This window comes from Tsukamurella sp. 8F (assembly GCF_029167375.1).
Lineage (GTDB): Bacteria > Actinomycetota > Actinomycetes > Mycobacteriales > Mycobacteriaceae > Tsukamurella.
The window spans coordinates 38630-49842 of sequence record NZ_JARFTP010000029.1 but is presented as its reverse complement, the minus strand read 5'-3'; the positions used below and the strand labels follow the sequence as shown (position 1 = coordinate 49842).

Annotated in this window: 6 protein-coding genes, 1 tRNA gene and 1 pseudogene; 3 read left to right on the top strand and 5 right to left on the bottom strand. The window is 70.5% G+C overall.

Features of this window, described 5'->3' with window-relative positions; all coding sequences use genetic code 11:
* Nucleotides 1-1027: pseudogene (locus P0W64_RS18210) on the bottom strand (hypothetical protein); the annotation flags it as partial.
* Between the two features lie 70 nt (nt 1028-1097).
* On the opposite strand from P0W64_RS18210, the gene P0W64_RS18205 reads away from it, so the two are divergent.
* Nucleotides 1098-1913 carry a shikimate 5-dehydrogenase gene (locus P0W64_RS18205; RefSeq protein WP_275481585.1) on the top strand — a complete coding sequence of 272 codons (816 nt, stop codon included), beginning with the start codon at nt 1098-1100 and terminating at the stop codon, nt 1911-1913.
* A 21-nt stretch (nt 1914-1934) separates the two neighbouring features.
* Here P0W64_RS18205 and P0W64_RS18200 read toward each other — a convergent pair whose 3' ends face one another.
* Both P0W64_RS18200 and P0W64_RS18195 read right to left on the bottom strand, forming a co-directional pair.
* The gene (locus tag P0W64_RS18200; RefSeq protein ID WP_275481580.1) at nt 1935-6134 is read right to left on the bottom strand and encodes an AAA domain-containing protein; all 4200 of its coding nucleotides are present in this window, start codon (nt 6132-6134) and stop codon (nt 1935-1937) included.
* Nucleotides 6135-6234: 100 nt separating this feature from the next.
* Nucleotides 6235-8211, bottom strand: a complete 1977-nt coding sequence (locus P0W64_RS18195) for a DEAD/DEAH box helicase (RefSeq protein WP_275481579.1) — start codon at nt 8209-8211, stop codon at nt 6235-6237.
* A gap of 164 nt (nt 8212-8375) precedes the next feature.
* On the opposite strand from P0W64_RS18195, the gene P0W64_RS18190 reads away from it, so the two are divergent.
* On the top strand, nt 8376-10163 hold the full coding sequence (locus P0W64_RS18190; protein ID WP_275481578.1) for a long-chain fatty acid--CoA ligase: 1788 nt from the start codon (nt 8376-8378) through the stop codon (nt 10161-10163).
* 24 nt (nt 10164-10187) lie between these two features.
* On the opposite strand, the gene P0W64_RS18185 is transcribed toward P0W64_RS18190, so the two are convergent.
* Together P0W64_RS18185 and P0W64_RS18180 are read right to left on the bottom strand one after the other, a co-directional pair.
* Complete coding sequence (locus P0W64_RS18185; protein ID WP_275481577.1) at nt 10188-10577, bottom strand: DUF3817 domain-containing protein; 390 nt, start codon at nt 10575-10577, stop codon at nt 10188-10190.
* The gene (locus tag P0W64_RS18180; protein WP_275481576.1) at nt 10574-11050 is read right to left on the bottom strand and encodes a transcriptional regulator; all 477 of its coding nucleotides are present in this window, start codon (nt 11048-11050) and stop codon (nt 10574-10576) included. Before P0W64_RS18180 ends, P0W64_RS18185 begins: the two co-directional genes overlap by 4 nt.
* 78 nt (nt 11051-11128) lie before the next feature.
* On the opposite strand from P0W64_RS18180, the gene P0W64_RS18175 reads away from it, so the two are divergent.
* Nucleotides 11129-11210: transfer RNA gene (locus tag P0W64_RS18175), tRNA-Leu, on the top strand.
* The last annotated feature ends 3 nt before the right edge of the window (nt 11211-11213 follow it).

The window sequence follows — 11213 nt, the reverse complement described above, 5'->3', positions numbered from 1 at the left end:
CGAGCGGGGGGGCGCCGACGGTCCAGCGCCGACGCCCCTCGCGATCGGGGGCCGTTGCGCGGTAACCGAGCCGGCGGAGGCGGCGGTATCCGCCGCCTCGCGCTGGGAGGGCCTGCCCCCGGGAGTCGTCGCCGGGCTCCCCGGGGCCGCCTGCCGATGACGATCCCGCCTGCATACCGGCCGACGAGCCGGGCGGCGCGCCGACGGCGGTTCCGATCGGTGTTCCGCCACGGGTGCCGGGCACCCCGGTCGCCGCGGCGTCTACGCCATCCGGTCCGGTGCCGGCGACATGCGCGGCTCCCTGCGGCCCCGAGTCGAGCGCCACGCCCGGAGCGGCACCCGGTCTCTGCCCCGGGCCGGAACCAGCGTCGGCGGCGGTTGGGGCCGCCGCATCCGAACCGCGCGCCACCTCCTGCGCGGCACCGTATCCGGGTGCGGCGTCGAGGCCCGTTCCCACGGCCGCGGCGGCCCCCTCGGGAGTGATCATGTCCCGCAGCGAGGACACCGATCCGAACTCCGGCGCCCCGATCGCCACATGCGTGGGAACGCCGTCGTTGGAACCCGCGATGGGCTCGGAGTACTTCGACCGCATTCCCGCGGCGACCTGCGCCCGGAATTCGTCGACGAAGCTCGGGCTCCCGCTGCCGATCAGCATCACCTCCCGCGGTACGGCGAGATCACCGAAACCTGTCCGCGTGCCCGATGCCGCGGTCGCGAGGCCGTCGACCGCGCCCGCCAGTGACGTCGCCGTCGCACCCGTGTCGTAGGCGCGCGCCGAGTACCGCCCCAGCGACGCGAACACCACCTCGGCCGCCAGCCCTCGCCAACGCTCGCGGCTGCGTCCGACATCCGCCTCCAGCTCAGCGACGCTGTCGGCGAGCCGCTCCCCCGCAGCCTTCACAGCACGCGCGTCCGCCGCTATCGCCTCCTCGTCGAGTGAGCGTGCGAGAGCGGTCACCTCCATCACCGCCCACTGCGCGAAATCGGTGTACTCGATCGCATCGAACCCCACATCAGTTGGACGCATCAGGAACCCGTCCGGTTCCCGGCGGACGCTTCGATGTGCCCGATACCCTGGCGCGGTGACCGACGAGAACATGATCGAGATGCCCAACCGGGACACCACCGTCTGCATCTCCCTGTCCGGCCGCCCGAGCAATATCGGCACGCGGTTCCACAACTACATCTACCGGGAACTAGGCCTCGACTACCTGTACAAGGCCTGCACGACGACCGATCTGCCTGCGGCGATCGCGGGTGTCCGGGCGCTCGGGTTCCGCGGCTGCGCAGTGTCGATGCCGTTCAAGGAGGCGGTGATCGACCTCGTGGACGTGATGGAGCCCTCGGCTTCCGCGATCGACTCGGTGAACACCGTCGTCAACGATCGGGGCGTACTGCATGCATACAACACCGACTACTCGGCCGTCGCCTCGCTGCTGACCTCCCACGCCGTGGACCCGTCGCTCCCGACGGCGGTGCACGGCTCCGGTGGGATGGCCAAGGCCGTCGTCGCCGCGCTGCGCGACACCGGATTCGCCGACGTGACGGTCGTGGCCCGGAACGCCGAGACGGGACGCACACTCGCGGAGCAGTACGGGTTCCACCACGCGACCGAGGCGCCCGCGGGCAGCGCGGTGCTCGTGAACGTCACCCCGATCGGCATGGCCGGCGGACCGGCGGCCGCAGAGCTCTCGTTCCCGCGTGAAGTCATCGATTCCGCCGCAACGGTTTTCGATGTCGTCGCGATGCCGGCCGACACGCCGCTCATCCGCGCTGCGCGCGCCGCCGACGTCCCCGTGATCTCGGGCGCCGAGGTGATCGCGCTGCAGGCCGCCGAGCAGTTCGCGCTGTACACCGGGATCACCCCCGATGCCGACCTGGTCCGCCGGGCATCAGAGTTCTCGCGCCGCTGACGATCCGGGACCGGCAGCGCGTCAGTCGGTGTCGATGTCCAGGCCCACGGGCTGCCAGCTGCCATCGCGCTCGCGGATCTCGGCGGCCGTGAGGGCCGGCTGCAGCGTCATCGGCCGCACCCCACGCCGGTCGAGCGCGGCCAGCACCACGGACATCGCGGCGTCGGGGTCGATACGGAACACGGACTCGCGCACTCGCACGAACTCCCAGCCGCAGCGCCGCAGCTCGCGCTCCCGCTCGATGTCGGACCGTGCCTGCTCGGCGGTGGACACGAACTCACTGCCGTCGCACTCGACCGCGAGCCGCGCGTGCTCGCCGGTCACGACCATGTCGACCACGCGGTTGTTGACGGTGACCTTCGGGTTGACGTGATACCCCATGGCCGCGAGTCGGCTGAAGACCTGCTGCTCGAAGAGACTCGCGAAAGGCTCGACGCGCCGGTCCGTCGGGACGCCCTTCGGCATCGGCGGCGCAACGGCCACGTCGCCGCGGGCCACGAACTCGAGCAGCGAGCGCCGCAGGTCCTGTTCGCGCAGGTCCTCCTCCGATACGGAGGTGAACAGCCACAGCTGGTCCCGCGCGCGGGAGGCGGCGACGTTGAACCGGCGCTGGAAGTCGCGCCCCGTCAGGGAGATGGTCCGCTGGTGCCGGCCCGCGACCATCGACAGCAGGATCACGTCGCGCTCGTCGCCCTGGAAGTCGGGCGGCGTACCGACGCGCAGCCGACGGGCATCCCACTCCTCGGGCTCGACGGCGGCCCGCAAGCGGGTATGGAGCTCGTCGACCTGCGCCTGCCCCTGCAGCACGATCACGCCGAACGTCCGGCCGTCGTAAGCGGGGTCCTTCACCGCCGCTGCGAGCGCTTCGCAGATGGCGTCGGCCTCGGCCGGGTTGACGAGCTTCGCTCCCACGCCCTTCGAATCGCCGTCGGTCACCCGCGTGAGGCGCAGCGGCGGTGGCCTGTCGGCCCCGTAATGACGGACCGGCACGAGCGGCGCGTCGTCGTAGAACTGGCGCGAGCTGAAGTCGATGATCTCGGGCATGCAGCGGAAGTGCTCTCGCAGCCGGACCGTCGATCCGAAGCGGGTGCGCAGAAGCGTGAACAGACTCGACCGCGGCGTCAGACTGTCGCGCAGGTACGTCGGGATGTCCGGCAGCTGCGCATCCAGCCGACTGAATACCTGGTCCAGGTTGACACCCACGGAAGTCGCTGGCGCGCACTGCTTCTCGTCGCCGACCACGATCACGCGCGGCGCGAGCCAGAGCAGGAACGCGCTGGTGATGTCGGCCTGGCTGGCCTCGTCGACGATCACCACGTCGAACGCGCCCATCTCAGGCGGCAGGGATGCCACGACCTGCGAGATCGGCATGACCCACGCCGGCACCGCCGACTGCGCCCGGCGCATCGCATCGCGGGCCGCGACCCGGAAACGTTCGGCGTGCCGGCCCGAGCCGCGCCCGATGTTGGCGACGTGGTCGCGATACGCGTGCAGCGCCCGGATCTCCTCGTAGGTGATCCGGTAGAGGCAGCGCTGCCATGCCTCGGCGGTTGCGATGCGGGTCGTGTAGTGGGTGACGTCCTGTTCGGCGGCGTGCAGGTCGGCCTCGAGGCGCGCGTCGTCGTCGGGGTGTGCCTGCTGCGAGACCCAGGTGGCGGCGCGGCGCCATGCCCACGCGTCGGCGAACTGCGGGATCCGATCGTTCCAGACCGCCTCGCGCGAGGTCACGGTAAGCAGGTCGAGGAGGGCCGGCGCCTTGGTGCGCAGCCGCAGCGCGAGCAGGTCGAGCGCGCCGCGGTCATCGCGCTCCCGCCTCGCAACGTCCCAGGCCCGCCGCGCGGCGTGGATGCGACCGACGTCCCGGGTCTCCAGCGCCGCGATGAGCTCGTCTCCCTCGGGCGACGGCCCACGCTCGACGATGTCCGCCACCGACGCCCGAATACTCGCCAGTTCCGCGAGCGCGGTGCGGCCGCCCGACGATCCGGTGTTGTCCAGCACCGACTGCGTCAGCCCGGCGAGCCGCACGAGATCACGGGGAGTGCCGACATGCGGACCCACACCGTCCAGGGAGGCCACCAGCGAGTCGCGATCGGCTACGAGGCCCACTGCGTTCTGTACCCGCCGCAGCTCGTCCGCCGCCGCGGAGAGGCGCGCCGACCGGTTGCCGGCCTGGCCGCGCGGATCCGCAGCCGGGGCGTCGAGCCCGAGCTCCGACAGGGTCTCGCCGATCCTGCCGATCGCGTCCTCGACGGTGAGGTGCTGCTGGGCCGCGCGCAGATCGGCGAGAGCGACCGAGCCGTCGCCACCCGGCGCACCGCCCGACACGGTGATCACGAGCCCGGTCGCCTCGAAGTCCTTCTGCTCGGGGCGACGGAAACGCCGACGCGGCGCCGCACCGGCGTCCAGGTGCGTCGCGTAGCGGTCGAGCGCCCTGCGTTGAGTGGCGTCCGGGACGACCGACAGCCGCACGCGGCGGTCGCCGAGCTCGGCATCGGCGGCGACGGCCTCGTCGAGTAGGGGTCCTAGGGCCGAGACGCTGGGCGCGACGTGCGCACGCTCCCCTAGCAGCAGTTGGTCGGCAAGGCGGCGCTCGCGCTCGGGGTAGCGCTGCACCACGTTCAAGCGGTCGGCGGCGGCGTCGGCGCGGCGCCGGATCTCGGCGACCCGCGCCTCATCGGTCACCGACGTGAGCTCGGCGAGCGCACCGTCGCCGCGCGGGGCCTCCGCGACCGCGGCACACAGCTGCTCGACGCGGCCGATGCCCGGCACCGCCGAGGCGAGGTCGGGCAGGTTGTGCACGAGCCGCTGCGCGAACACATCGGACGTGCGTCGCATCAGCGCGACCAGCCGCCCGAACTCCTGCGTGTCGAGCGGGGGCACGGCGCCGCTGATGGGCCCTGGCAACCACGAGTACGTGGGCTCCTCGGCGCGCACGCGCTCCACGATCTCGACGGGCCGGCCCGAGTACCCGGAGTCCATCCATTCGGAGTCCTCGGATTCGGAGGCACGCAGCCGCCACACGCGGCGCAGGAGATCCTCGCGGCGATCGACGGCCTGCTGGCGCTTACCGCGCAGGTCCCGCAACTCGGCCTCGACGAGGGCCTCACTGAACGTCGACTTGCGGGTCGCGATCTCGTTGATCGACGCCGCGAGGGACGCGGCGCCGTCGGTGGTCACGTCGAGGACCGATACGACCAGCTTGCGCAGGTCCGGAGGCAGCATGTCCTCCAGCACCGCGAGGGCATGCGCCTTCTCGCTGACCACGAGCACACGCTGTCCCTTGGCCAGCAGCGCCGAGAGCAGGTTGGCGATGGTGTGCGTCTTGCCGGTGCCGGGCGGTCCCTCGACGACCACGCCCGAGTCGGTGCCCATTCGCGCCAGGATGTCCCGCTGCTCGACGTTGGACGGCAGCACGTAGTGGGCGTCATGAACCAGTTGCTCGGGCGGTGCGCCGCCGCATTCGGCGAGCATCCGCAGTCGCTGATCGACGTCGACCGGCTCGATCAGCTGCACGAGCCCGGGCGGGATCGGGCGCTCCTCGTCGGCCACCCAGCGGATCATCGCGTCGTAGAACGCCACGAGCGGAGCGGCGCCGCGGGTGCGCAGCACGAGCGCGGGCGACGGTGCCACGCGCGCACCCTCGGCCCGGCTCGCGCGGCCGAGCCACCGAGTGGTGATGGACGCGGCCTTGGGGTCCAGCACCGTGCGGACCGTCTCGCGCAGCTCGGTCTGCAGTTCCGCGGAACCGGACAGGTCGAACGAGTCGAGACCCGCCAGCAGCAGAGTGTCCTCGATACGGGGCGCCGAGTCGCGGGGCAGCCGCAGCGTCAGCGAACGCCCGCGCTTGTCGCGTTCGAGGATGACCGGCTGCGTGAGCAGGTGCGCGCGGATGGACTCGTCGCCGTCCCGGGCCGTCAGCAACCCGGACGCGAGGACGAGCTCTAGGCTCTCGGGATGCTCGACGAGTTCGTCGTACACGCGCAGCAGACGCGCGTACGCCTCGCCGCTCTTGGAATCGACCGAGAACACCTCGGTGCCCGGTGCGGCCTCGACGCGCACGCGTACGCCGAGGCTCTCCGCACCGTCGAGGGGTATCACGGCGAGCTGCTGGTCGAGATCACGCACGACCGTGGAACGCGCACGTACGACGTCGTGCAGGTACTGCAGCATCCGCAGTACCTTGTCGCGACGGTCGTCGCCACGCCCCACGCCCTCGGTCATCGGCCTTCTCCCTATGTTCGCCGGCCTCGCGGACCGGGTTTCGCACCGTGAACCTGCACCTGAGGGGGAAGGTTAGTACAGATCAACCGACGGCCCAGGGTCACGGACGCTTTCGACCCGCACGGAATCGTTGCTTGCCGGCCGACGGACGCCCGGCCGGCGCACCCTGATCCCGCTCCAGGTGGATCAGCTGGCCCGAGATGCGCGTCTTCGCGAGCGCATCGAACACGTCCTGGTGCAGGTCGTCCGGCAACTCGACGAGGCTGTGGTCGCCCCGGATGCTGATGTGCCCGAAGTCGCTGCGGCGCAGGCCTCCCTCGTTGGCGATCGCTCCGACGATGGCACCAGGCGTCGCGCGGTGACGCTTGCCGACGGAGATCCGGTACTGCGTCATCGGCCGCCCGGTGACGCGGTGGATCGACGGACTGCGGTCCCGGTCCCGGTGGTCGCCGCGGTCCCGGCGATCTCCGCGATCGAAATCCCGGCCGGAGTCCCGGCGCCGCTCCGATGCCGGCGGATCCGGCTGGAGCAGGAAAGACGCGCCGTCACGGGACTCGAGGGCGAGCGCCGCAGCGATGTCGACCAACGGGACGTCGTGCTCGGCCGCGTAATCCTCGATCAGCCGACGGAACAGCGGCAGGTGATCGGACCCCAGCTTCTCTGTGATGGCGTCGCGGAACTTCACCACGCGCTGGGCGTTGACGTCGTCCACCGACGGGAGGCCGATCTCCTCCAGCGGCTGCCGGGTCGCGCGCTCGATGGCGCGCAGCAGGTGCCGCTCGCGCGGCGCGACGAACAGCAGCGCGTCGCCCTTGCGGCCCGCGCGGCCGGTTCGGCCGATCCGGTGCACGTACGACTCGGTGTCGTGCGGGATGTCGTAGTTGACGACGTGGCTGATGCGCTCGACATCGAGACCGCGGGCCGCGACGTCGGTCGCGACCAGGATGTCGATCGACCCGCTGCGCAGCTGGCCGATGGTGCGCTCACGCTGCGCCTGCACGATGTCGCCGTTGATGGCGGCGGCCGCATGCCCTCGGGCGCGCAGCTTCTCGGCCAGTTCCTCGGTCGCCTGCTTCGTGCGGACGAAGATGATCATGCCGTCGAAGTCCTCGACCTCGAGCATGCGTGTCAGGGCGTCGAGCTTCCGCTGGTGCGCGACCTGGATGTACCGCTGCGTGATGTTCGCGGCGGTCGCGGTCTTCGCCTTGACCGTGACCTCGACGGGGTCGTGCAGGTACTTCTTAGAGATCTTGCGGATCGCCGGGGGCATGGTCGCCGAGAACAGGGCGACCTGCTTGAACTCCGGGGTGTCGGCGAGGATCCGCTCGACGTCTTCCTGGAAGCCCATCGTGAGCATCTCGTCGGCCTCGTCGAGCACCAGGTACTCGAGATGGGACAGGTCGAGCGTGCCCTTCTCGAGGTGGTCGATGACGCGCCCCGGGGTGCCGACGATGATGTGCGCACCGCGCCGCAGCCCGGACAACTGCACGCCGTACGCCTGGCCGCCGTAGATCGGAAGCACGGTGATGTCCGGCATGTGTGCGGAGTACCGGCTGAACGCCTCGGCGACCTGCAGCGCGAGCTCGCGAGTGGGAGCGAGGACGAGCGACTGCGGCTTGCGGACCTTGGGGTCGATCTTCGAGAGCACAGGGACCGCGAACGCCGCGGTCTTGCCGGTGCCGGTCTGCGCGAGGCCCACGACGTCCTTGCCCTCGAGCAGGGCGGGGATCGTTGCGGCCTGGATGGGCGACGGCGACTCGTAACCGACCTCGGTCAGCGCGCGCAACACGCGTTCGTCGATCCCTAGATCGGCGAACGTGACCTCGCGCTCGCCGGCGGGCTCGGGGGCCGCGGGGGCCTCCGGCGTCGGGGTGTCCGCGGCCGGAGTATCTGCCGCCTCGCGCGCGGAAGTGCCGCCCGCAGAGGCGTTCTCGGCGCCATCGGAGGACGGCTCGGAGTCGCCCTGCGGCGGGGTGGGCAGGTTCTCTGCGACCTGAGGGGTGGAAAGCGCGGTCTCGTCTGTGGGTTCCGCGGGGGGCATGCTGGAGGTGCCCTCGGCACCGGATTCTGCTGACATCGTTCCCCCAGCTTATGCGCTGGTAGCCGCCACCGCGAAACGTCGCCACACGGCATGCTGTCCCCGGTCCGCCCCGGGTGTCCGGTTCCCGGTGTGCGCGCACACGCCATCCGATAGCGTTGCGGGTGTCTACTATCACCGTTCACCGTCGCACGGAGGATCGCTTGCGCACCGCGGAGACCGCTCCCACTCACTTCCACACCCCAGAGACCACGCTGACCGACCGGGTCCGGCAGCTCGCGACCGATGAGCCCGAACGCGAGGTCTTCCTCCGTCCGGGCACCGGCGGCTGGACCCCGGTCACGGCCGCGCGCTTCCACGAGGAGGTGGTGGCTGTCGGGAAGGGGCTGATCGCACGGGGCGTCGAGCACGGCACCCGGATAGCGCTGATGAGCCCGACCCGCTACGAATGGGCGCTGATCGACTTCGCCAACTGGGCGATCGGAGGCTCGACGGTGGCGGTGTACGAGTCGTCGTCGGCCGAGCAGGTGCGGCACATCCTGACGGACTCGGGCTCGACGACCCTGATCGTCGACGCCCCGGCGACGGCCGAGCGCATTGGCGCGGGGGTTCCCGACGGGGTTCCGGTCCTGGCGATCGACGGACCCGACGGCGGCGTGCTCGCCGCACTGACGGCGGACGGCGCGGCCGTGAGCGACGCCGACTACGACTCCCGTGTGGCAGCGGTGTCGGCGAAGGACGAGGCTTCGCTGCTCTACACGTCGGGAACGACGGGCAAGCCGAAGGGCGTCGTCCTCACGCATGACAACATGCTGTCCGAGTACGACGCGATCTACGACGGCCTGTCCGCGATGGCGCAGCCCGGCGACAGCACCGTCATCTTCCTGCCTTTCGCGCACATCTTCGCCCGCGTCGTGTCGGTGGCGACCTTCCACTACGGGATCCGCGTCGCTCACACCTCGGACCTGTCGAACCTCACCGCGCTGTTCTCCGAACTGACGCCGTCCTACATCCTGTCGGTGCCGCGGGTGTTCGAGAAGGTCTACAACACCATGAGCGCGACCGCCGAGGACTCGGGCAAGGGAAAGATCTTCCACGCCGCCGTCGAGACCGCGATCGAGTGGTCCAAGGCGCGGGACGAAGGCGGACCGTCGCTGGTGCTGCGCGCCAAGTTCCTACTGTTCGACAAGCTCGTGTACGCAAAGCTGCGCAACGCGCTCGGCGGGAAATGCCGGTCCGCGGTGTCTGGCGGCGCCCCGCTCGGCGCCCGCCTCGGGCACTTCTTCCGTGGCGCAGGCGTGACGGTCTACGAAGGCTACGGGCTGTCGGAGTCCACGGCGGCGTTCACCTGCAACAACCCGAACGAACAGCGCATAGGCACCGTCGGGAGGCCGCTGCCGGGACAGGAGGTGGGCATCGCCGACGACGGCGAGGTGCTGCTACGCGGACCGGTGATCTTCAACGGTTACTGGAACCTTCCCGATGCGACCGCGGAGGCGCTGCAGGACGGATGGTTCCGTACCGGCGACCTCGGCTCGCTCGACGCCGACGGCTACCTCACGATCACCGGGCGCAAGAAGGAGATTCTGGTGACCGCGGCCGGGAAGAACGTGGCCCCCGCCGGCACCGAGGACGCGATCCGGCAGCACCCGCTCGTGTCGCAGGCGATCCTCGTCGGGGATCAGCGCCCATTCGTCGGCGCGCTCGTCACATTGGACGCCGAGGCGCTGCCGGGTTGGCTGTCCGCGCACGGGCTGCCCGCCGGTACGACCGTCGGCGAGGTCGCGACCAACCCCGAGCTGATCGCTGAGATCGATTCGGCCGTGGCCACCGCGAACAACCTGGTCTCCAAGGCCGAACAGGTGAAGAAGTGGCGGCTGGTCGGTGAGGACTTCACGGTCGAGAACGACCTGCTCACGCCGACGTTGAAGTTGAAGCGGAACGTCATCCTGGACCGGCACTCCGACGAGGTGGAGGCGCTGTACAGCTGATGCCTGCGCCGAGGACGTAGGGCGTCAGAGTTGGAACTGCTCCCGCACCTCTCGGGTGTTCAAGTGCTCGAAGTAGAACGAGGCGAACGGAATCGTACCGGCGATCAGGGTGAGCAGGAAGCGGAGCGGCTTCCATCTGGCCTTGAGCCCCAGGTCGACGGTCACCAGCAGGTAGACGAGATAGCCCCAGCCGTGGACGGCGCCGATGTACCACATCCAGGTCGGCGTCGGCAGACTCGGCGCGATGATGTCCACGATCACGTACTTGTAGACGACCTCGGCAGTGAGCACCAGCAGACATACACCGGTGAAGTAGGCCATGAAGCGATAGCGCCCCAGGGCGCCGCGGACTCGCTTCCGCTTGCGCTCCAGGAGCTGCTCGGGGGTGATGGTCGTGGCTGTTGCGTCACTCAACGCTGCTGCTCCTGATGTGCGTCGCCCGCCGCGAGTTCGGCGAGCATCCGGTTGTAGTCCTCGGTGGTCCCGTCGGTCTCGCCCGCGGTCGCGGGCGTCGCGGCGCGCTGGGGCAGGAAGCCGACCGGGATCTCGCGGAGTGCATCGTCGCGGCGCGCGGGGTGGGCTGCCGGCGACGCCACCGCCGCGTCGACGGCGTGACCGTTCGAGGTCGCGCTATCGTCCGGGGCCCCGGCCCGCGCGATCGCGGCGTCCTCCTCCGCGTACTCGGCCTCGAGCTGGATGAATCGGCGGTAGCCCCACACGCATGCCACCGCGAACAGCGGCCACTGCAGCGCATAACCGAGGTTCTGCCCGGTGCCGGACGAGGACTCGTACCGATCCCACTGCCACCAGCCCATGAGGAGGCAGACGACCGCCGCGATCACCACGAACACGATGACCGCGGGCCGGTGCCGACGACGCGAACTCACGGCACTACGGTACCCGTACCAGCGGGTCGAGCCGTCCGGCGGTAGTGTGACCTGCGGCGGACGCGAGCGACCCGCCGCGCGCCCGTGGCGGAACTGGCAGACGCGCTGGATTTAGGTTCCAGTGTCCTAGGACGTGGGAGTTCGAGTCTCCCCGGGCGCACAG